Here is a 20,758-nt window from a genome sequence, read left to right on the forward strand (position 1 = left end):
GGAGCCGACACCATGACCTGGGCCTCGATCGATCTCAACGCCGACCTCGGCGAGGGGTTCGGCCGCTGGCGGCTGACCGACGACGAGGCCCTGCTCTCGGTCGTCACCAGCGCCAATGTGGCCTGCGGCTTCCACGCCGGGGACGCCGCCACCATGCGGCGGGTCTGCATCCTGGCGGCCGAGCACAAGGTGCGGATCGGCGCCCAGGTCTCCTACCGCGACCTGGCGGGCTTCGGCCGACGCTCGATGGATGTCCCGCCGGACGAACTGGCCGCCGAAGTGGCGTACCAGATCGGTGCGCTGGAGGTCTTCGCCCGCGCCGCCGGAACGCGCGTCTCGTACGTCAAACCGCATGGAGCGCTGTACAACCGGGTCGTCCACGACGAGCAGCAGGCGGAGGCGGTCGTCGAAGGGGTCATGCTCACCGGTGAGCGGTTGCCGCTGCTGGGCCTGCCCGGCTCGACGCTGCACACGATGGCGGAGAAGGCCGGACTCCCCGTCGTCACCGAGGCCTTCGCCGACCGGGCCTACACGGCGGACGGCACCCTGGTGCCACGGGGGCAGGAGGGTGCCGTCCTGACCGATCAGGACGCCGTCGTCGAACGGTCGGTGTCGATGGCCAGGTTCGGGGTCGTCACCTCGCACTGCGGCCGACCGGTCGGCGTCCGTGCACGTTCGCTCTGTGTCCACGGCGACACCCCGGGAGCGGTCGCCCTGGCCCGCACGGTGCGTGCGCGGCTGGAGGAGTCGGGTGTCCGGGTGGAGGCCTTCGTATGAGACTGCTGCCCGTCGGCGACCGGGCGCTGCTGGTGGAGCTGGGCAGCGGCGTGGAGGCCGAGTCGCTCCACGCCGAGCTGTTGCGCCGCCGTGCCGCCGGCACGCTCCCCCCGGTCGGCGAGATCGTGCCGGCGGCACGGACCGTCCTCCTCGACGGCGTCGAGGAGCCGGGCCGGCTTGCCGCCGAGCTGCCCCACTGGATCGTCCCGCCCCTCACCGCCGGCACCCGGGACGTGATCGAGATACCCGTGCGGTACGACGGACCGGACCTCGCGGACGTCGCGGCCCTGTGGGGAGTGGCGGTTCAGGAGGTCGCCGCGATCCACTCGTCCGCCGAATTCCATGTCGCCTTCTGCGGGTTCGCACCCGGTTTCGGCTATCTCACCGGGCTCGACGAACGCTTCGCGGTGTCTCGCCGGGCGACGCCGAGGACATCCGTACCCGCGGGAGCGGTGGCGCTTGCCGGGCCCTACACGGGCGTGTACCCCCGCTCCTCCCCCGGCGGATGGCAGCTGATCGGGACGACGGACACGGTTCTGTGGGACGACGCGCGGGAGCCCGCCGCGCTGTTGATCCCCGGTGCGCGGGTGCGCTTCGTGCCCGGGGCGGAGGACGGCCGATGACCGACCGTGCCCTCGCGGTGGTGCGGGCAGGGGCGCTGACGACCGTGCAGGACCTGGGCCGGCCCGGGTACGCGCACCTCGGCGTACCGCGCTCCGGTGCGCTCGATCCGGCTGCGCTGCGCCTGGTCAACCGGCTCGTCGGCAACCTCCGGGACGCGGCGGTGCTGGAGACCACGCTCACCGGGTGCGCGGTGCGGCCACGAAGTGCCGTGACCGTGGCGGTCGGCGGGGCACCGTGCCCGGTGCGGGTGGAGGGCCGCCCGGTGGCCTGGGGCGCGCCGGTACTGGTCGGAGCCGGGCAGCTGCTGGAGGTGGGCGGCGCGGTGCGCGGCGTACGGAGCTATGTGGCGTTCGCCGGGGGCGTCGCGGCCGATCCGGTGCTGGGCAGCCGGTCGACGGATCTGCTGTCCGGGCTCGGACCGCCGCCGCTGGCCGACGGCGTGGTGCTCGCGCTGGGCCCGCCGGCCGGTCCGGCCGGGCGCATCGACGGCACGCCGTGGCCCGGGCCGCCGGCCGAGCTGGTGCTGCGGGTTCGGCTCGGCCCACGCGACGACTGGTTCACGGACACGGCCCTGCGGACGCTGAGCACCGGTGCGTACCGGGTGTCGGCGGCGAGCAACCGCATCGGGCTGCGCACGGAGGGGCCGCCGCTGGAGCGTGCCGTCCGGGCCGAACTGCCCAGCGAGGGCATGGTGCTGGGTGCGGTCCAGGTCCCGCCGGACGGCAGGCCCGTGGTGTTCCTCGCCGATCACCCGACGACCGGTGGCTATCCGGTGGTCGCCGTCGTGCGCGAGCCCGACCTCGCGGCGGCGGCGCAGGCGGTGCCGGGAACGCCGGTGCGGTTCGTACCCGTGCGGTAGGCGCGGGCGCCCACCGATCTGGGCCCGGGCTCCCACCGATCACGGCCCGCCGGTCGGCCCGCCGATCACGGCCCACCGATCACGGCCCGCCGGTCGGACCGCCGGGGCCCGGCGCCGGGCCGTATCCCCCGCCGCCCGGGGTTCGTACGACCAGGACATCTCCGGGGCCCACCTCGACCGAGTCCACGCCGCGCAGGTTCTCGACGGTCCCGTCCGCCCGCTCGACGGTGTTGGCGCCCAGCGCCCCCGGCTCGCCGCCGGCCATCCCGTACGGTGCCACCCTGCGATGGCCGGTCAGCAGGGCCACGGTCATCGGTTCCAGGAAGCGGATCCTCCGCACCACTCCGTGGCCGCCGCGCCACCGTCCCGCACCCCCGCCGTCGTCGCGTACCGCGAAGGCGTCGACCCGCACGGGAAAGCGCCACTCCAGCACCTCCGGGTCGGTCAGCCGGGAGTTGGTCATATGGGTCTGCACGGCGTCGGCGCCGTCGAAGCCGTCGCCAGCGCCGGAGCCGCTCGCCACCGTTTCGTAGTACTGCACACGGTCGTTGCCGAAGGTGACGTTGTTCATCGTCCCCGAGCCCTCCGCCTGCACCCCGAGCGCCGCGTACAGCGCGCCGGTGACGGACTGAGAGGTCTCGACGTTGCCCGCCACCGTCGCCGCGGGGTAGGCCGGCGCGAGCATCGACCCTTCCGGCACCCGTACCTCCAGCGGTTCCAGACAGCCGCTGTTGAGGGGGATGTCGTCGGCGACCAGGGTCCGGAAGACGTACAGCACGGCCGCCATCACCACCGACTTCGGCGCGTTGGCGTTGCCGGGCTGCTGCTCGGAGGTTCCGGTGAAGTCGAGGACGGCGCTGCGCGCCTCCCGGTCCACGGTCACAGCGACCTCGATGACCGCGCCGCCGTCGGTCTCGTACCGGCAGGAGCCGTCGTGGAGCCCGGCCACGATGCGGCGCACGGACTCCTCCGCGTTGTCGCGTACGTGTCCCATGTAGGCCTGGACGACGTCGAGGCCGAACTCCTCGACCATGCGGCCGAGTTCGCTGATGCCCTTCTCGTTGGCGGCGATCTGGGCCCTGAGGTCGGCGAGGTTGGTGTCCGGGTCGCGGGACGGATGGGGCGCGCCGGTGAGCAGCTCGCGCGTCTCGGCCTCGCGCAGCCGTCCGTCGCGTACGAGCAGCCAGTTGTCGAAGAGCACGCCTTCCTCGTCGATGGTGCGGCTGAACGCGGGCATCGAGCCGGGAGTGATGCCGCCGATCTCGGCGTGGTGGCCTCGCGAGGCCACGAGAAAGCGCAGCTCGTGCCCGTCCTCGCCGAAGACGGGGGTGACGACGGTGACATCGGGCAGATGTGTGCCGCCGTGATACGGGTCGTTGATGGCGTACACATCGCCCGGTCGCAGCTCACCGGCGTTGCGCCGCAGAACTTCCTTGATGGACTCACCCATCGATCCCAGATGCACCGGGATGTGGGGGGCGTTGGCGATGAGATTGCCCTCGGCGTCGAAGAGGGCACAGGAGAAGTCGAGCCGTTCCTTGATGTTGACGGAGTGGGCGGTGTTCTCCAGGCGCACGCCCATCTGCTCGGCGATCGCCATGAAGAGGTTGTTGAAGACCTCCAGCAGCACGGGGTCGACGTCCGTGCCCACGGCGGTACGGGCGGGCCGCGGCCGGACGCGCGTGAGCAGCAGATGTCCGCCCTCACCGACGGCGGCCTGCCAGCCGGCGTCGAGGACGGTCGTGGCATCGGCCTCGGCGATGATCGCCGGTCCCTCGACGGTGTCGTCCGGGGAGAGGTCCTTGCGCTGGTGGAGCGGGGTGTCCGCGGGGCTGCCGTCGAGGAACATCCGGACCGTGTCCCGCGCCCGGGGACCCGCGCCGCCCCGCGCGGCCTCCTCGACGACGACCGAGCCGTGCGGCCCGGCCGTGCCCACCGCCTCGACCGACACCGCCTCGACGACGAGCGGCTTGTCCATGGTGAACGCGTACCGCGCGCGGTGCGCCGAGGCGAACGCCTCCCGCATCCCGTCGAGCGTGCCCAGCGGTACGGGCATCCCCGCGTCCGTTCCGGCGTAACGGACGAGCGCGCGGGCACGGGTGCTGATCGCGTCGTCGGGAACGGCGTCGTCGCGAAGCTCCGCGCGGGTGCGTGCGGCGAGGTCGTCGCAGAGCTTCTCCACCCGGCGCAGGGTGTCCTCGTTCAGCTCGGCCTCGACGGACTGCTCGCGCATGGCGGTGGCGTCGGCCAGCCCGATGCCGTACGCGGAGAGCACCCCGGCGAGCGGCGGCACGATGACGGTGTTGATGCCGAGGGCGTCGGCGACGGCGCACGCGTGCTGGCCGCCGGCGCCGCCGAAGCAGGTCAGGGCGTAGCGGGTGACGTCGTGGCCGCGCTGCACGGAGATCTTCTTGACGGCGTTCGCCATGTTGAGGACGGCGATCTCCAGGAAACCCGCCGCGACCTCCTCCGGGCTGCGCCCGGTGCCCGTCGCCTCGCGCACCTCGTCGGCGAGCCGCTCGAACTCCTCCCGCACGACGTCGGCGTCGAGCGGCTGGTCACCGTCCGGCCCGAAGACCGCGGGGAAGTGCGCGGGCTGGATGCGGCCGAGCATCACATTGGCGTCGGTGACGGTGAGCGGGCCGCCGCGCCGGTAGCAGGCCGGTCCCGGTACGGCGCCCGCCGAGTCGGGGCCGACACGGTAGCGCTGGCCGTCGAAGTGGAGGATCGAGCCGCCTCCCGCGGCGACGGTGTGGATGTTCATCATCGGCGCGCGCATCCGCACGCCCGCGACCTGGGTGCCGAGTTCCCGCTCGAACTCCCCCGCGTAGTGCGAGACGTCGGTGGACGTGCCGCCCATGTCGAAGCCGATGACACGGCCGAAGCCCGCCTGCTCGGAGGTGCGTGCCATGCCGACCACTCCGCCGGCCGGGCCGGACAGCACGGCGTCCTTGCCACGGAAGTGGGCGGCTTCGCGCAGCCCGCCGTTGGACTGCATGAACATCAGCCGGATGGACCGGAGTTCCTCGGCGACCTCGTCGACGTAGCGGCGCAGGATCGGCGAGAGGTAGGCGTCCACGACGGTGGTGTCGCCGCGCGGTACGAGCTTGATGAGCGGGCTCACCTCGTGCGAGCAGCTCACCTGGGTGAAGCCCAGCCGGCGGGCGGCGTCGGCGACGGCCGACTCGTGGCCGGGGTGGCGGTAGCCGTGCATGAGGACGACGGCGACGCTCGCGAAACCGTCGCGGCGGGCAGCCCTCAGCTGTTCCTCGACCGGCGCGATCTCCAGTGGTCTGACGACCTCACCGTGCGCGTCGATCCGCTCGGGGACCTCGATGACACGGTCGTACACGGCCTCGGGGAGGACGATGTGGCGGTCGAAGAGCCGGGGGCGGTTCTGGTACGCGATGCGCAGCGCGTCCCGGAAGCCTTCCGTGACGACGAGGACCGTCGGGTCGCCGCGGCGCTCCAGCAGGGCGTTCGTGGCGACGGTCGTCCCCATCTTGACGACGTCGATCCGGTCCGCCGGCACGGTGTCCTCGGGGCCGAGCCCGAGGAGCAGCCGGATGCCGGCGACGGCCGCGTCGGGGTAGTGCTCGGGGTTGTGGGAGAGCAGTTTGCGGGTGACGAGATGACCGTCGGGGCGTTTGCCGACGACATCGGTGAAGGTCCCGCCACGGTCGATCCAGAACTCCCAGCGCCCGCTCATTCCCCCATTCTGGCAAGCGGCGGGTCGAGTGACAGCGAGGCGAGCGCGGACAGCAGCGCGTTTTCGGCGACGTGGTCGAGGCGTGCGCTGGTGCCGCGGGCCCAGTGGCGTACCTCGGAACCGGCGAGGCCGACCAGTTGCGGCAGGAGGTCGGTGCACCGGCGGGCCACCCAGGCCGTGCCGGCCGTGGCCAGCCACGCGGCCTTGGCCATACGGCTCGGCACGGGCTGCTGGGGTTCGGCGCCGGGGGCGGTCCCGAGGGCGAAGCCCTCCGCGGTGAGCAGCTCATGGAAGCGGCGGGCGATCATGCGGTGTCCGCGCTCGCCCGGGTGGAGCCGGTCCGCGCTCCACATGGAGCGGTCCTCGCCCCAGCCGGCGTCGGCGATGTGCAGGTGCACGGCGCCGTACCGCTCGGACAGCGCGTGGACGACGGCGTTGACGGTCCGCTGCCTGCGGGCGAGGGGGCGGGCGAGCGGGCCGGGCAGGGCGAGCATCGTGCCGGGGTCGGGCAGGCAGGCGGTCAGCAGCCGGGTGCCGGTTTCGCTGAGCGCGGCGCAGACCTCGTCGAGACGGACGGCGAGGTCGTGGATGTCGAACGTGTGCCGCAGGGTGTCGTTCACCCCGACGATGACGGAGGCGAGATCCGGGGCGTAGCCGAGGACCTCGGGCGTCTGGCGCTCGTGGACGTCGCGTGCGAGCGCCCCGCTGACGGCGAAGTTCCGGAACTCCGCGGGTCTGCCGGGCTCGCCCAGCCCTTGGGCCAGCAGCGCGGCCCAGCCGCGCCAGGCCCCGTCGACCCGGTCGCCGACGCCCTCGGTGAGCGAGTCGCCGAGGGCGGCGAAGCGGGGCGGACGCGAGGGCGCGGACGCCTCGGCGCTCAGGGTGGCGACGACTCGCGGCGCCGTGGCGTCGCTGCCTTCGGGCCCCGGCGCGGGCACCAGCGCCCCCGCACCACCTACGGGGGCGGGCGGCGCGGAGGGCTCCGGAGCGATGACGGCCGAGAGGGTGGAGAGGGTCTCGGGGCCGGGGAGGGTCTGGGGGCTGGGGGCCGGGGGGCTCAGGTCGGTGGTCATGCCGCGACCTCCGGGTGGCGGGGTATGCGGGCGGGGGCGTCGTGAGCGGCGAGGAAGGCCGCGACCGCGCGGTCCCAGCCGAAGAGTTCCGCGCGGGCGCGGGCGGCGCCCCGGCGGTCGTCCTCGGCGCGGGCGAGGAGTTCCCGTACCGCGTCGGCGAAGGCCTCCGGGGTGTCGTTCGCCGCGATGCCCGCGTCGCCGATGACCTCGGGCAGGGCCGAGGACGCGCTGGCGACGACAGGGGTGCCGCAGGCGAGTGCCTCCAGGGCGGAGAGCCCGAAGGTCTCGGCGGGCCCGGGCGCGAGGCAGATGTCCGCCGCCGCCTGGAGGTCCGCGAGGGCCTCACGGTCGGCGACATGACCGAGGAAGTGCACCGGCAGCCGGGCGTCCTGGGCCCGCCGGGTCAGCCCGCTGCGCAGCGGTCCCTCCCCCGCGACCACCAGCGACGCGCGGACGCCGCTCGCGCGGAGCGTGGCGAGCGCGTCGAGCGCCATGCCCGGGCGCTTCTCCACGGACAGCCGCGAGCAGAGCAGCAGCAGGACCTCGGCGCCTTCCGCGTAGCGGGCGCGGAGCACCTTGCTGCGCCGCCCCGGCCGGCACCGTTCGAGCTCGACCCCGAGCGGCGCGCGCACCACGTTGCCCGCCCCGATGCGGATGAACTCCCGTTCCGCCCATTCGGTCGTGCAGACGATCCGCGAGTACGACCAGGCGCTGCGCCTGTTCAGCCGGTCCGCGGTGCGCTCGGCGAACGCGCCGGGCACGCCCCAGGTGCGCAGCACACCGTCGGCCGTCTCGTGCGACACCATGACCGAGGGGACGCGATGGCGCCGTGCCCATTCCCCGGTCCACCGCAGGGTGGTGCGGTCGGAGACCTCCAGCCGGTCCGGGGCCAGCTCCTCCAGGAGCTGCCGCAGCCGGGTCCGGCCGGCGAGCACCCGGTAGCCGCCGGTGCCCGGCAGCTCGGGTCCGGGGATGGTGATGACCCGTCCCTGCGGGGTGAGTTCGTCGGTCTCCGCGTCGCCGGGGACGACCAGCACCGGTTCGTGGCCGGCCGCCAGATAGCCGCGGCCCAGCTCGCGCAGGGCCGTGCGCAGCCCGCCGGACGCGGGCGTGACGAAGTTCGCGAGCCGTACGATCCGCAGCCCGCCCGTCCCGTCGGTGACCCGCGAGCCGCTCATGCCGCCACCGCCGTACGCTCGCGCAGCACCTCGGTGTAGTGGCCCACCAGCAGGTCGCCGACCGCGGCCCAGGTCCGGCCCTCGACCGTGGCCCGGCCGGCCTGCCCGTACGCCTGACTGCGCGCCGGGTCGGCCACGAGCGCCGCCACCGCGTCGCGCACCTCGCGCGCGTCGTGCGGCGGTACGAGCAGCCCGGTGCGGCCGTGGTCGACGAGGTCCAGGGGTCCGCCTGCGGCCGGTGCGATGACCGGCAGGCCACTGGCCATGGCTTCCTGCACCGTCTGGCAGAAGGTCTCGTACGGGCCGGTGTGCGCGAACACGTCGAAGGACGCGAAGATCCGGGCGAGGTCCTCGCCGGTGCGGCGGCCGAGGAACACGGCCCCGGGCAGGGAGCTCTGCAGCGACGTGCCGCTGGGCCCGTCGCCCACGACCACGACCTTGACCCCCGGCAGTCCGCAGACTCCCGAGAGCAGTTCGACGCACTTCTCGGGCGCCAGCCGGCCGACGTATCCGACGATCGTCTCGCCGTTCGGGGCGAGCTCGCGCCGCAGTGCCTCGTCCCTCAGCTCGGGCCGGAACCGTACGGTGTCGACACCGCGCGGCCACAGCCGTACTCGGGGGACTCCGTGCTCCTCCAGGTCCCGCACGGCGGCGGTGGAGGGAGCGAGCGTCCGGTCGGCGGCGGTGTGCACGGTACGGATGCGTCGCCACGCCGTGTTCTCGCCCGCGCCCATGTACGTACGGGCGTATCCGGCGAGGTCGGTCTGGTAGATGGCGACGGCGGGCAGCCCGAGTTTCGCCGCGACCCCCATCCCGCGCACCCCGAGTACGAACGGGCTGGCGAGATGGACGACATCGGCCCGGTGCGCTGTGAGCGCCGCGGCCAGCCGCCGACTGGGCAGGGCCACACGGACCTGCGGATAGCCGGGTAGCGGCAGCGACGGCACACGCACCACGGGGCAGGGTGCTTCGATGTCGGGCCCGGCCACGGCCGGGGCGATGACGAGCGGGTCATGACCGCGCGCGGCGAGATGCCGGGCGGTCTGCAGGGCGCAGTGCGCCACACCATTGACGTCGGGCGGGAAGGATTCGGTGACGATGACGACACGCATATGGGTGTTCTCGTCCCGCCGGGGGTGGTCCGGCCAACGTGGATCTTTCCGCACGTGAAACGTCCCATGAGCGTTTGTGCCACGCCCCCCGTCCACCGACCGGACCTGCCCCGCGATGCCCCACCCTGCCCGTTTCGGCCATGCCTTTCGGCCAAGGGCAGGACGGAGTTCCGGCGAGGGCGCCACGCGCGCCGTCGTGGCGCGTGATCATGGGCCCGATCACCCGGGCCCGGGAAAGCGGGGACGGGCGATGCGCGTGCCCGCCGTCGCGTCAGAGCGGCGGTACGTCCGGCGCTATGCGGCTGCGGACGGCCGTCTGGACCTCGGCCTCCTCGGCCGGGTCGGCGGCGAGCCGGCGCAGGCGTTCGGCGACACGCGCGTCACCGGTTTCGGCGTGCAGCGCGGCGACCTCTCTCGTGGTCTCCTCGCAGTCCCAGAGGCATTCGACGGCGAAGCCCGTGGCGAAGGAGGGGTCGGTCGCGGCCAGTGCGCGGGCCGCGCGGCCGCGCAACTGGGAGGAGGTGGTCTCGCGGTAGACATGGCGCAGCACGGGGGCCGCGCAGCCGATGCCGAGCCGGCCGGTGCCGTCGACGAGGGTCCACAGCAGGGGAGCGTCGGGTCCGTCGGCCCGGACGGTCTCGCGGAGCGCGCCGAGGACCAGCTGGGTGTCCTGGGCGCCGCCGCGGCAGGCGAGGACGCCGGCGGCCGAGGCGCCGAGGGCGTCCGGGCGGTGGACCCAGCCGCGCGCCCGGTCGACGGCGGCTTCGCCGCACATCCGCTCGAACGCGGCGACGGCGGCGTCGGCGACCGTCCGGGACGGATCGGCGGCCGCGGTGTCGATGAGATCGAGCACCGCGGGGTCACGGGCCTCCGCCAGGTAGTGCAGTGCGGCGCAGCGCGCGCCGTCGGGGCCGCCGCGCGCCGCCTCGACGATCAGCGGACGGTCCTCGGGCCCGGCGACCGCGCCGAGACAGCGTGCCGCCGGAACGTGCAGCGCGCTGCCGCGCTCCAGTCCCTGCTGGGCCCATTCGAAGACGGCCTGGACACTCCAGCCGGGGCGGGGCCCGGTCGGCCGGAGCTGTCGCTGCCAGCGGTCGAAGGATCCGTGTTCCTGTGCGGCGCGCACCCGGGTCCCGACCGTGTCCCGCCGGTCCTCCGCCCAGAGGCGCCACGGCCGCGGCTCGAAGGCGTCCCGTACGGCGGCGGCCAGCTCGGCGTCGCCCTCCGGGGTGGCCGGGAAGCGGCCGAGGACGGCGCCGGCGAGTGAGCGCAGTCCGGAGTCGTCGTCGCGCAGGGCCAGCTCGTCGAGGGCCCAGGCCCAGTTGGATCCGGTCGCGGCGTACCGCCGCAGCAGCAGCAGGGCGTCGTCGCGTCCGTAGGAGGCGAGGTGGCCGAGCACGGAGAGCGCGAGCCCGGTCCGTGTGTCGTCGCTGTCGAAGTGGTCCTCGGCAGCGAAGAGGTGGGCCTCGATCTCTTCGAGGCCGCCGCCGAGATCGAGGTAGAGGCGCGCGTAGTAGAGGGAGCGGTTCTCGACCTGCCAGTCGTGGCGGGGGTCGCTCAGCACACAGTGGTTGAGGGCCGCGAGGGCTTCGGCGCGGGGGGCGGCGAGCGCGTGCAGGGTGCCGTCACCGCGGCCCCTCTGCAGCAGGCCGAGGAGGGTACCGCTCGGCGCTATGACTGGTTCGAACATGGAAAGTGCCTCACATCAAGCTGTCGACGCGACCGGGGGTGTGTTCGCCTAGGCCACGCGGCAACATGATCGGCTGCCCGTCGTCTTCCGCTTGGTGTAAACCATCTTCCACTGCCTCTCGTCGGTGGCCCCTTGCGGGCCCGACGTCATGATGACCCAGCCGTTTCGTCGCCGCGACCACATTTACGGCGACCGTCTCACCTGGTGTTCAACACCCGTTCACCGGGCGCCGAACAGCTCCAGGAGGTCCGCCTTCCCAAACATCCGCGCGGTATCCACCGCGGACGGAGTTCCTGCTTCCGGATCCGCCCCGCCGTCGAGCAGGGCACGGATCACGGCGTCCTCGCCCTTGAAGACGGCGCCCGCGAGCGGGGTCTGGCCGCGGTCGTTGGCCCGGTCCGCCTCGGCGCCGCGGGACAGGAGGGCCGTCACCGCGGAGGCGTGCCCGTGGTACGCGGCGAGCATCAGGAGCGAGTCGCCCCTGTCGTTGGTGAGGTTCACCGGTACACCGGCGTCCACGTAGGCGGCGAGTGCCTCGGCATCCCCCTGGCGAGCCAGATCGAAGATCTTGGAGGCCAGCTCGACCACCTCGGGATCCGGGACTTCACTCATCGGAAGGACCGCCTCTCACTGCGTTGACCTGGCACGGCGTACGGGCCGGGCAGCCCCGCACGAGTGAACCGACAGCGTACTGCCCGGTGGGCGAGCACGGCTCCGCCCGTACAGCGGGGTCCGGCGCCGCACGCACGGCGAAGATCGTCCATACCCGCCACCAAGATCGACACGCTCAAGGCAACGATCCGATATCCGCCACTTCAGTGAAAATACTGAATTTTCACCCGAATGCCGCTTTTGTCACATAGGTACCTTCTGTGAGGATGGAAGAACTCATGGTGACTGTCCCCTCAACCAGGAGAACTCCTCATGATCCTCTCCGTCTCAGGCGTCGTGCTGCTCGGAATCATCGTCTTCCTCTTCTTCAAGAAGGACGGATTGAAGGCGTCGCACGCACTGATCTCGGCTCTCTTCGGCTTCTACCTCGCGGGCACGGCCATCGCCCCGAGCATCACCGCGGGAGGCGCGAGCCTGGCCAGCCTCCTGGGTGGGATCAAGTTCTGACCTTCCCGCACCGCCCCTTCCACCACTCGAGGAGCAGGAGAACCACGTGGCCCGGCGACCACTCCCCCGCCTTCCGATCAGCGGCAGCGACCGGATCGCTCGCACCCGAGAGCTGGCGCGGACGGCCGCCGACAACGCCACCGACGTCCTCCACCCGCTCATCACGATCAGCCGCGGACTACGGTTGCTGGCCGCCGCCGGACTGCGCAAGTGGGCCGACACGCCCAAGGAACGGCGTGGCCCGACGCTGTTCCTGGCGGCGGTCTGCGTGCTGGGAGTCGGGCTCGCGCCGTACGGGCCGCTGCTCGCCCTGATCACACTGATGGGAGTGGCCGCGTGGCGGGGGCGCGAACGCACCCCGGCGCGGACCGGGCCGACCGAGGCGGAGACCACGCGGCTGCAGGCCCTCTACGACGCGCTCGTCCCGTACTTCTCCGTCCCCGAGGATCCGAGTCCGCTCTTCGCCCACGGCGGGGAGTGGGCCAAGACGTTCAGCGACCACCGGTTCGACAGCGGCGGGCGGCTGACCCGGCTGCGGGTGAAGTACCCGGCGTACTTCACCGACGGCGAGGCCGAGGCACGCGCCCGGATCGAACAGCTGCTGCACGCCAAGTCCGGACGCGGGCGCGAGTACCTGTTCGACTGGGACGAAGAAGGCAATCAGCTGCTCATGAGCGTGCTGTCCCCGCTCCCGACCACGGTCGCCGCCCAGCGCTTCGTCACCGCCCCCGGCGAGCTGGTCCTGGGCTTCACCGATCCCGGCGCCGTCCAGCGCACGGTTCCGGTCGTGGACGGCGAGGAGAGCCGGGACGCGCCGCCCGTGGTCTGGCGCACCGGCCCCCGTTCGACGGAGCCGCACCTGCTCGCGGTGGGGCATCCCGGCAGCGGTACGACGTCGCTGCTGCGCTCGATCGCCCTTCAGGCGCTGACCCAGGGCGACGTCCTGATCGTGGAGGGCAGCGGGACCGGCGAGTACGCCTGTCTGACCGGGCGGGCCGGTGTGCTCGCCGTCGAATGCGGCCTGGCCGGTGCGCTGGCGAGCCTGGAATGGGCGGCGCACGAGACGGAGCGGCGGCTCATCACCGCGAACCGGGCCCGGCAGGCGGGGCATCCCGCGCCCGAGGACACCAGACGGCCGCTGTACGTCCTCGTCGACCGGCCCAGCGTGTTCAGCCACCTCGCGGCGGCCGACGGGCGGACCGACCCCCAGCAACTGCTCCAGGTGCCGCTGCGGCACGGCCGAGCCGTGCACGTCACCGTGGTCGTGGCCGACCAGTTCGACAGCCTGGAGTTCCTGAGCGAGACGGTCCGCACGCACACCCGCGCCCGTGCCGTGCTCGGCCCGGCCACTCCGGCGCAGGTGGAGAACGTGCTGGGCACGCCCCCGCACACGACACCGACGTCCGAGGTCCCGCCCGGGCGGGGCTACGCCCGGATGGGAACCGGCGGAGTCCTCAGGCTCCAGGTGCCGGCGACGCCCGACCCGTACGACGACGCGACCAGCGAGGCCCATCGCCAGGCGGTGCTGGAGCTGCTCCCGGAGCGGCAGAACGCGCCGGACGAGCAGCGAGCGGAGGACGAGCGGCGCGCGGCAGACCCGCGGACCGGGCCGGTGGCGGAGCCGCTCACCGATCCCCTGCCCGAACCCTCGATGGAGCCTCTCGCCGAGCCGCTGACCGGGCCGGCCCCGGAACCGGCCGCGAGCGCCCGGCCGCGGCCCGCCACGACGCCGGTGCCGGCCGAGGGCTGACCCGCCCCGCCCTGCGCCGGCCTCGCCGCGCGAGGCACGCCGCCCCCGGCGGCATCAGGCCACGAACGTCCTCGGGGCATCCGTGCCCGTCGTCACACCCGTTTCGACCAGCCGGGCCGCCGCCGCGAGCCGGGCCGCCGCCTCGTCGGCGACCGGACCGCCGACGGTGAACGGCAGGCGTACGTACCCCTCGAAGGCGCCGTCCACGCCGAAGCGCGGCCCCGACGGGACCCGCACGCCGACGCGTTCGCCCACCTCCGCGAGGCGGGAACCGGACAGACCGCCCGCGCGGACCCACAGCGTCAGACCGCCGTGCGGCACCTCGAACTCCCAGCCGGGCAGTTCCCGGCGCAGCGCCGTCACCATCTCGTCGCGGTTCCGGCGCGCCTGGTCGCGGCGCAGGGCCACCGCCTCGTTCCAGCCGCCCGTCCCCATCAGCCAGTTGACGCCGAGCTGCTCCAGGACGGGGGTGCCCAGGTCGGCATAGGCCCGGGCGGCGACGAGGGAGCGGATCACATCGGGGGCCGCCCTGACCCAGCCGATCCGCATGCCCGCCCAGAAGGCCTTGCTGGCCGAGCCGACCGTGAGGACGGTGGAGCCGGCGGGGTCGAAGGCGCAGACGGGCCGTGGCATGTCGGTGTCGTCGTCGAGGCAGAGCTCGGACATCGTCTCGTCCACGACGAGGACCGTACCGGCGGACCGGGCCGCGTCGACAAGCCGGCGCCGCTGGTCCTCGTCCGCCAGCGCCCCGGTCGGATTGTGGAAGTCGGCGACGACATAGGCGAGCCGGGGCGCGGCGTCGCGCAGCACCTGCCGCCAGCGGGGCATGTCCCAGCCCCGCAGGCCCTCCGCCATGGCCACCGGCACCAGCCGGGCCCCGGCCTCCCTCATCAGCTGCAGGATGTTCGCGTACGAGGGCGACTCGACGGCGATGCGCTCGCCCCGTCCGGCGAAGAGATGGCAGATGGCGTCGATGGCGCCCATCGCGCCCGTGGTGACCATGATCTGCTCGGGCATCGTGGGGATGCCGCGCTCGGTGTACCGGTCGGCGAGCGTCCGGCGCAGCGCGGGCAGACCCGCCGGGTAGTCGCCGTGGGTGTGCGCGTACGGCGGCAGCTCCTCCAGCGCGCCCTGGATGCTCCGGGTGAGCCAGGGCTCGGGCGCCGGGAGGGCCGCGCAGCCGAGGTCGATCATCGAGCCGAGCGACTCCGGCGGCAGGGGTTCGAGTCCTCGGGCGGGCAGCGGGTTCCCGGCGGGCACGGCCGTCCAGCTGCCGGCGCCCCTGCGGGACTCCAGGAATCCCTCGGCCCGCAGCGCCTCGTACGCCGCCGCCACGGTCGTGCGGCTGACGGCGAGGGACACGGCGAGCTCACGCTCGGCGGGCAGCCGGGCGGCGACGGGGACCCGGCCTTCGAGGACGAGGAGCCGTACGCCGTCGGCGAGTGCCCGGTAGGCGGGCGGCCTGCGGGTGCCGGGGCCGGCCGGACGGGCCTGTTGTGCCTGGAGCTGCCGGGCCAGCGCGACCGCTCCGACCGCCGAAGTCCACTCCGCCATGGAAGTCGGTCCACCTTCCTCGAATTGGCCGTGGTTGGCCTCTCGTTCCCTGCCACAGAGTGTCATGCATCAGTCCACTCACACCACTGGGGGCCGGAACCTTGTCCATCACCTCCGGCCTGCGGGGCGCGCGTCTGCCCCGCAGGCTGCTGCAGCTCTACGTCGGTCTGGCGCTGTACGGCGCCAGTTCCGCGCTCCTGGTCCGCGGCGGCCTCGGGCTCGAACCCTGGGGGGTGCTGCACCAGGGGCTGGCCGAGCGGACCGGGCTCACCATCGGCGTCGTCTCGATCATCGTCGGCGCCGTCGTTCTGCTGCTGTGGATCCCGATCCGGCAGAAGCCCGGGCTCGGCACCGTCTCCAACGTCTTCGTCGTCGGCGTCGCGATGGACGGCACCCTCGCCGTCGTGCCCGACGCTCGCGGACTGGCCGTACAGATCCCGGTGATGCTCGCCGGGATCGCGCTCAACGGAGTCGCGACCGGCCTCTACATCTCGGCCCGCTTCGGCCCCGGCCCGCGCGACGGTCTGATGACGGGTCTGCACCGGCTCACGGGCCGGTCGGTCCGGCTGGTCCGTACGGCATTGGAGGTGGCGGTCGTGGCCACCGGATTCGTCCTCGGCGGCACGGTCGGCGCCGGCACGGTCGTGTACGCGCTGTCGATCGGCCCGCTCGCGCAGCTGTTCCTGCGCGTGTTCGCCATCCCGTCTGCGGAAGCAGGAAGCACGGTGGTCGCCGGCTCGACACCGGAGCAGGCCATACTGCGAACGTGACTCCCGCAGCGCGCCCCAGGCACCCCTACCTCGACCACCCCTCCCCCATACCGTTCGCCCACCGCGGCGGCACGGCCGACGGGCTGGAGAACACGGCGGCTGCCTTCCGGCGCGCGGCCGCGGCCGGTTACCGCTACTTCGAGACGGATGTGCACACCACCTCCGACGGCAGGCTCGTCGCGTTCCACGACCCGACGCTCGACCGCGTGACGGACGCCCGCGGCCGCATCGCACAGCTGCCGTGGAGCGAGGTGAGCCGGGCCCGGGTGGCCGGCAAGGAGCCCCTCCCGCTGTTCGAGGACCTGATGGAGGAGTTCCCGGAGGTCCGCTGGAACGTGGACATCAAGGCCGAGGGGGCACTGGAACCGCTGGTGGACCTCGTGCGGCGCACGGCGGCCTGGGACCGGGTGTGCGTCGGCTCCTTCTCGGAGAGCAGGGTCTCCCGGGCGTCCCGGCTCGCGGGACCGCGGCTGGCGACCTCGTACGGTGTGCGCGGGGTGCTGGGGCTGCGGCTGCGCTCGCTCGGCATCCCCGCGGCGGTGCGCGCGGGCGCGGTGTGCGCACAGGTGCCGGAGTCCCAGGGCGGCGTCCGGGTGGTGGACCGCCGCTTCGTACGCGAGGCCCACGCGCGCGGGCTGCAGGTGCATGTGTGGACCGTGAACGACCCGGATCGGGTGGCCGCTCTCCTGGACCTCGGAGTGGATGGCATCATGACCGATCATCTGGAGATGCTGCGCACGGTGATGACCGACAGGGGAGTCTGGGTCTGAGCGTCGCGCGTCTCACCACGGGGACGAGCGAGGGGGCGCGGCGTGGCCGCTGACACCGCGGAGGGCACCGCCGGGACGGACGACGCAGGCCGTCGGCGCGAGCAACGTGGCTGGTACTTCTACGACTTCGCCTGCTCCGTCTATTCGACGAGCGTCGTGACGGTCTTCCTGGGCCCGTATCTCACCGCCGTGGCGAAGGCCGCGGCGGACGACGACGGCTTCGTCCATCCGCTGGGCGTCCCGGTCCGCGCCGGTTCGCTGTTCCCGTACGCGGTGTCCGTCTCGGTGCTGCTGGCGGTACTGGTGATGCCCATGGTGGGGGCCATCGCCGACCGTACGGGCCGCAAGAAGCCGCTCCTCGCCGTCACGGCGTACCTCGGGGCGGGCGCCACGGCGGCGATGTTCTTCCTGGACGGCGACCGCTACCTGCTCGGCGCGTTCCTGCTGATCGTCGCCAACGCCTCGCTGTCGGTGTCGATGGTCCTCTACAACGCGTATCTGCCGCAGATCGCCGAGCCCGAGGAACGGGACACGGTGTCCTCCCGCGGCTGGGCCTTCGGCTACACGTCGGGAGCGCTCGTCCTCCTCCTGAACCTGGTCCTCTACAGCGGCCACGAGTCCTTCGGTCTGTCCGAGTCGGAGGCGGTCCGCATCTGTCTGGCCTCGGCCGGGCTCTGGTGGGGCGCGTTCACGCTGGTGCCGCTGCGGCGGCTGCGGGACCGGCGGGTGGCCGCGGGCGAGGTCGCGGCCGGCGGCGGGGTCGGGGCCGGCTGGCGGCAGCTGGTGGCGACCCTGCGGGACATGCGCCGGCATCCGCTGACGCTGTCGTTCCTGCTGGCCTACCTCGTCTACAACGACGGCGTGCAGACGGTGATCTCACAGGCGTCCGTGTACGGCTCGGAGGAGCTGAAGCTGGATCAGACCACGCTGATCACGGCGGTGCTGCTCGTGCAGGTGCTGGCGGTGGCGGGCGCGCTGGGGATGGGCCGGCTGGCCCGCTCGTACGGGGCGAAGCGCACGATCCTCGGCTCACTCGCGGTGTGGACGCTGATCCTCGCCGCCGGATACTTCCTGCCCGCGCGGACACCGGTGTGGTTCTACGCGCTGGCCGCCGCGATCGGTCTGGTGCTGGGCGGCAGCCAGGCGCTGTCGCGGTCACTGTTCTCTCATCTGGTGCCACGCGGCAAGGAGGCGGAGTACTTCTCCGCGTACGAGATGAGCGACCGCGGACTGAGCTGGATGGGGCCCCTCGTGTTCGGTCTGACGTTCCAGCTGACGGGCAGCTACCGGGATGCGATCATCTCTTTGGTGATCTTCTTCGGACTGGGATTCGTGCTGCTCGCACGGGTTCCGGTACGGCGCGCGGTGGCCGCCGCGGGGAACCCGGTCCCGGAACGGATTTAGACGTTGAAGTGAAAGGCCGGTAGTGTACGCCTTTGGCCTGCCAGGCGGACCGTTACTGCGCGCTCAGAAACTCAGAACGCTGGGTGACACTTTCTGCCAGATGTGACAAACCGGGCACTGGTGGGTACCCAAACCCTGGAAAAGCAGCGGCACGACGGGCGACGACGCATGACCGGCAACGGGAATCTTTACCGCCGACCGGACGTTGACCGGATGACGACGACAGCGACACCTGTCCTGTGGGCGACAAGCCCGGGAGGCACGATTCATGAGTGAGCGAGCTCTTCGCGGCACGCGCCTCGTGGTGACCAGCTACGAGACCGACCGCGGCATCGATCTGGCCCCGCGCCAGGCGGTGGAGTACGCATGCCAGAACGGACATCGTTTTGAGATGCCGTTCTCGGTAGAGGCGGAAATTCCGCCGGAGTGGGAGTGCAAGGCGTGCGGCGCCCAGGCACTCCTGGTGGACGGGGATGGCCCCGAGGAGAAGAAGGGCAAGCCCGCGCGTACGCACTGGGACATGCTCATGGAGCGGCGCACCCGCGAGGAGCTCGAGGAGGTGCTGGCCGAGCGGCTGGCGGTCCTTCGCTCCGGAGCCATGAACATCGCGGTGCATCCGCGCGACAGCCGGAAGTCCGCGTAACGACGCACCACAAGCGCTCCCAGGGAGCGCGACAGAACACAGGAGCCGCGGGCTGCCGCACACGGATTGTGTGCCGCAGCCCGCGGCTCCTTTGCGTCTGCGTCGCTCCGCCGGCGCGCACAGCGCGCCGCGGAGCGCGAGGCGAGGACGGACTGCGCGAGGTGAGCCGGACCGCTTGCCCGGCCCGGACCACATGCTCGCCCGGACCGCTTGCTCGCCCGGACCACAGCTGGGCCAGGGCCACGAGTAGGGCGGCTCGGACGCTACGAGGTGAGCGGAGGGCGCGGATCCGGCTCATGGTGGTGAGCCGTGGGCGCGTCCTCACGGACGACCTCACCCTGCACGATCTTTCCGTCCGGGCGGTGAATGCGGACCTGCTGGAAGGCATCGCCGAGGGAACCGGGAGCGGACTGCCGCACCCGCCGCTCCAGCGACTTCTCCGCATAGCGGCCGAGGGCCGTGCGGACCGGGGGAAGGAGCAGCAGCAGACCCGCCGCGTCGGAGATCAGCCCCGGCAGCATGAGGAGCACTCCACCGAGCATCAGAAACCCGTTGCCCGTGCTCGGCCGGTCGTCTCCGGTGGCCGGCGCGACGCCCGACTGCTGCCGCTGGAGGGTCTCCGAGAGATTCCGGAAGGCACGCCGGCCGGCCCGCTTGATCACCACGGCGCCGAGCACACCGCCACCCACGAGCAGCATGAGCACGGTGAGCCCGCCGGCGACTTCGGCGACGACGGTCAGCAGCCAGATCTCCAGCACCAGCCAGGCGGCGATGCCGAGAGGGAGGAAGGTGCGCGCGCGTGAGCGCCTGCGGGCGGTCGGTGTCGTTACGCCGGTCGTCATGGCTCCAGTGTGCCTGGGCGCTCGCAGGAGTGTCGTAAAGGCGGGACCAGTGCGGAGATTCCCGAGGAATCCGGGGATCAGAAGGGCTTGCGGCCGATGATCCTTCCGGCCCGTGCCCCGATGCCCCAGGCCGTGACCCGCCACAGGGCCTCCACGACGATGTCGCGGCTCATCTTGGAGTCGCCGAGCTCGCGCTCCACGAAGGTGATCGGGACCTCGACGACATGGAAGCCGGCCTCGACGGCGCGGCGGGCGAGGTCGACCTGGAAGCAGTAGCCCTGGGAGGCGACGCCGTCGAGCCCCAGCCCTTCGAGGGTCTCCTTGCGGAAGGCGCGGTAGCCGCCGGTGACATCGCGGATCGGCACACCGAGCAGGAGCCGCGAGTACGTGCTGCCGCCCCGGGAGAGGAACTCACGGGACCTCGGCCAGTTCACGACGCGCCCGCCGGGCACCCAGCGGGAGCCGAGGACGAGATCGGCGCCCTTGAGGGCGGTGAGCAGCCGAGGCAGCTCCTCGGGCTGGTGGGAGCCGTCGGCGTCCATCTCGACCAGGACGCCGTATCCCTGCTCGATGCCCCAGCGGAACCCCGCGAGATAGGCGGCGCCGAGGCCCTCCTTGCCCTTGCGGTGCAGGACGTGGACGTGGTCGTCCTCGACAGACAGCTCGTCGGCGATCTTGCCGGTGCCGTCGGGGCTGTTGTCGTCGGCGACCAGGATGTGCGCCTCCGGAACGGCGGCGCGCACACGGGCGACGATCGGCTTGATGTTCTCCGCCTCGTTGTAGGTCGGAATGATCACCAAGGCTCTGCCGAGCGGGCCGTACCGCCTCTGACCGCCGTCGTTCACTGCTGCCCCTTAATTCTCCGTACGCAGAGACCCACCATA

Annotated in this window: 18 protein-coding genes; 9 read left to right on the forward strand and 9 right to left on the reverse strand. The window is 72.8% G+C overall.

Annotated features, from left to right (window positions below; all coding sequences use genetic code 11):
* Positions 1-12: 12 nt before the first annotated feature.
* Genes ACIQMR_RS07885 through ACIQMR_RS07895 form a run of 3 tightly spaced genes read left to right on the forward strand, consistent with a single transcriptional unit; the run spans position 13 to position 2,260 of the window.
* Entirely contained in the window at positions 13-777 is a 765-nt protein-coding gene (locus tag ACIQMR_RS07885; protein WP_401384185.1) for a LamB/YcsF family protein, read from the forward strand.
* Positions 774-1,400, forward strand: coding sequence for an allophanate hydrolase subunit 1 (locus tag ACIQMR_RS07890; protein ID WP_401384188.1), 627 nt, complete (start codon positions 774-776; stop codon positions 1,398-1,400). Before ACIQMR_RS07885 ends, ACIQMR_RS07890 begins: the two co-directional genes overlap by 4 nt.
* Positions 1,397-2,260, forward strand: a complete 864-nt coding sequence (locus tag ACIQMR_RS07895; protein ID WP_401384191.1) for a biotin-dependent carboxyltransferase family protein — start codon at positions 1,397-1,399, stop codon at positions 2,258-2,260. The genes ACIQMR_RS07890 and ACIQMR_RS07895 overlap by 4 nt, the downstream gene beginning before the upstream one ends.
* Positions 2,261-2,339: 79 nt before the next feature.
* Here the strand turns inward: ACIQMR_RS07895 and ACIQMR_RS07900 are convergent, their stop codons facing one another.
* The 6 genes from ACIQMR_RS07900 to ACIQMR_RS07925 all read right to left on the reverse strand — a co-directional run bounded on the left by ACIQMR_RS07900 (position 2,340) and on the right by ACIQMR_RS07925 (position 11,634).
* Positions 2,340-5,969 carry a hydantoinase B/oxoprolinase family protein gene (locus ACIQMR_RS07900; RefSeq protein ID WP_401384193.1) on the reverse strand — a complete coding sequence of 1,210 codons (3,630 nt, stop codon included), beginning with the start codon at positions 5,967-5,969 and terminating at the stop codon, positions 2,340-2,342.
* Positions 5,966-7,042 (reverse strand): SGNH/GDSL hydrolase family protein, encoded by a 1,077-nt coding sequence (locus tag ACIQMR_RS07905; protein WP_401384196.1) that lies wholly within the window; start codon positions 7,040-7,042, stop codon positions 5,966-5,968. Before ACIQMR_RS07905 ends, ACIQMR_RS07900 begins: the two co-directional genes overlap by 4 nt.
* Positions 7,039-8,220, reverse strand: a complete 1,182-nt coding sequence (locus tag ACIQMR_RS07910; protein ID WP_401384198.1) for a glycosyltransferase — start codon at positions 8,218-8,220, stop codon at positions 7,039-7,041. Before ACIQMR_RS07910 ends, ACIQMR_RS07905 begins: the two co-directional genes overlap by 4 nt.
* Positions 8,217-9,332, reverse strand: a complete 1,116-nt coding sequence (locus tag ACIQMR_RS07915; protein ID WP_401384200.1) for a glycosyltransferase family 4 protein — start codon at positions 9,330-9,332, stop codon at positions 8,217-8,219. Before ACIQMR_RS07915 ends, ACIQMR_RS07910 begins: the two co-directional genes overlap by 4 nt.
* 271 nt (positions 9,333-9,603) lie before the next feature.
* Complete coding sequence (locus ACIQMR_RS07920; protein WP_401384203.1) at positions 9,604-11,022, reverse strand: HEAT repeat domain-containing protein; 1,419 nt, start codon at positions 11,020-11,022, stop codon at positions 9,604-9,606.
* A 219-nt stretch (positions 11,023-11,241) separates the two neighbouring features.
* On the reverse strand, positions 11,242-11,634 hold the full coding sequence (locus tag ACIQMR_RS07925; RefSeq protein ID WP_401384204.1) for an ankyrin repeat domain-containing protein: 393 nt from the start codon (positions 11,632-11,634) through the stop codon (positions 11,242-11,244).
* 312 nt (positions 11,635-11,946) lie between these two features.
* Between ACIQMR_RS07925 and ACIQMR_RS07930 the strand changes: the two genes are divergently transcribed.
* Both ACIQMR_RS07930 and ACIQMR_RS07935 read left to right on the forward strand, forming a co-directional pair.
* Complete coding sequence (locus tag ACIQMR_RS07930) at positions 11,947-12,141, forward strand: hypothetical protein (RefSeq protein WP_266375929.1); 195 nt, start codon at positions 11,947-11,949, stop codon at positions 12,139-12,141.
* Between the two features lie 46 nt (positions 12,142-12,187).
* The gene (locus tag ACIQMR_RS07935; protein WP_401384206.1) at positions 12,188-13,891 is read left to right on the forward strand and encodes a hypothetical protein; all 1,704 of its coding nucleotides are present in this window, start codon (positions 12,188-12,190) and stop codon (positions 13,889-13,891) included.
* A gap of 54 nt (positions 13,892-13,945) precedes the next feature.
* On the opposite strand, the gene ACIQMR_RS07940 is transcribed toward ACIQMR_RS07935, so the two are convergent.
* Positions 13,946-15,445, reverse strand: coding sequence for a PLP-dependent aminotransferase family protein (locus ACIQMR_RS07940; RefSeq protein WP_401384208.1), 1,500 nt, complete (start codon positions 15,443-15,445; stop codon positions 13,946-13,948).
* A gap of 101 nt (positions 15,446-15,546) precedes the next feature.
* Here ACIQMR_RS07940 and ACIQMR_RS07945 point away from each other — a divergent pair, with 101 nt between their 5' ends.
* The 4 genes from ACIQMR_RS07945 (at position 15,547) to ACIQMR_RS07960 (ending at position 19,032) form a co-directional block, all read left to right on the forward strand.
* A complete protein-coding gene (locus tag ACIQMR_RS07945; RefSeq protein ID WP_401384211.1) occupies positions 15,547-16,215 on the forward strand; it encodes a YitT family protein in 669 nt (222 codons plus the stop codon).
* Positions 16,212-16,985, forward strand: coding sequence for a glycerophosphodiester phosphodiesterase family protein (locus tag ACIQMR_RS07950; RefSeq protein ID WP_401384214.1), 774 nt, complete (start codon positions 16,212-16,214; stop codon positions 16,983-16,985). The genes ACIQMR_RS07945 and ACIQMR_RS07950 overlap by 4 nt, the downstream gene beginning before the upstream one ends.
* Positions 16,986-17,027: 42 nt before the next feature.
* A complete protein-coding gene (locus ACIQMR_RS07955) occupies positions 17,028-18,389 on the forward strand; it encodes an MFS transporter (RefSeq protein ID WP_401384217.1) in 1,362 nt (453 codons plus the stop codon).
* A 268-nt stretch (positions 18,390-18,657) separates the two neighbouring features.
* Positions 18,658-19,032: an RNA polymerase-binding protein RbpA gene (locus tag ACIQMR_RS07960; RefSeq protein ID WP_003959706.1), complete on the forward strand. Its 375-nt coding sequence runs from the start codon at positions 18,658-18,660 to the stop codon at positions 19,030-19,032.
* Between the two features lie 263 nt (positions 19,033-19,295).
* On the opposite strand, the gene fxsA is transcribed toward ACIQMR_RS07960, so the two are convergent.
* Entirely contained in the window at positions 19,296-19,874 is a 579-nt protein-coding gene (gene fxsA, locus ACIQMR_RS07965) for an FxsA family membrane protein (protein WP_401384220.1), read from the reverse strand.
* Positions 19,875-19,951: 77 nt separating this feature from the next.
* Positions 19,952-20,719 (reverse strand): polyprenol monophosphomannose synthase, encoded by a 768-nt coding sequence (locus ACIQMR_RS07970; RefSeq protein WP_401384221.1) that lies wholly within the window; start codon positions 20,717-20,719, stop codon positions 19,952-19,954.
* Positions 20,720-20,758: the final 39 nt, after the last annotated feature.

Source organism: Streptomyces sp. NPDC091376, from assembly GCF_044757085.1.
Lineage (GTDB): Bacteria > Actinomycetota > Actinomycetes > Streptomycetales > Streptomycetaceae > Streptomyces > Streptomyces pratisoli.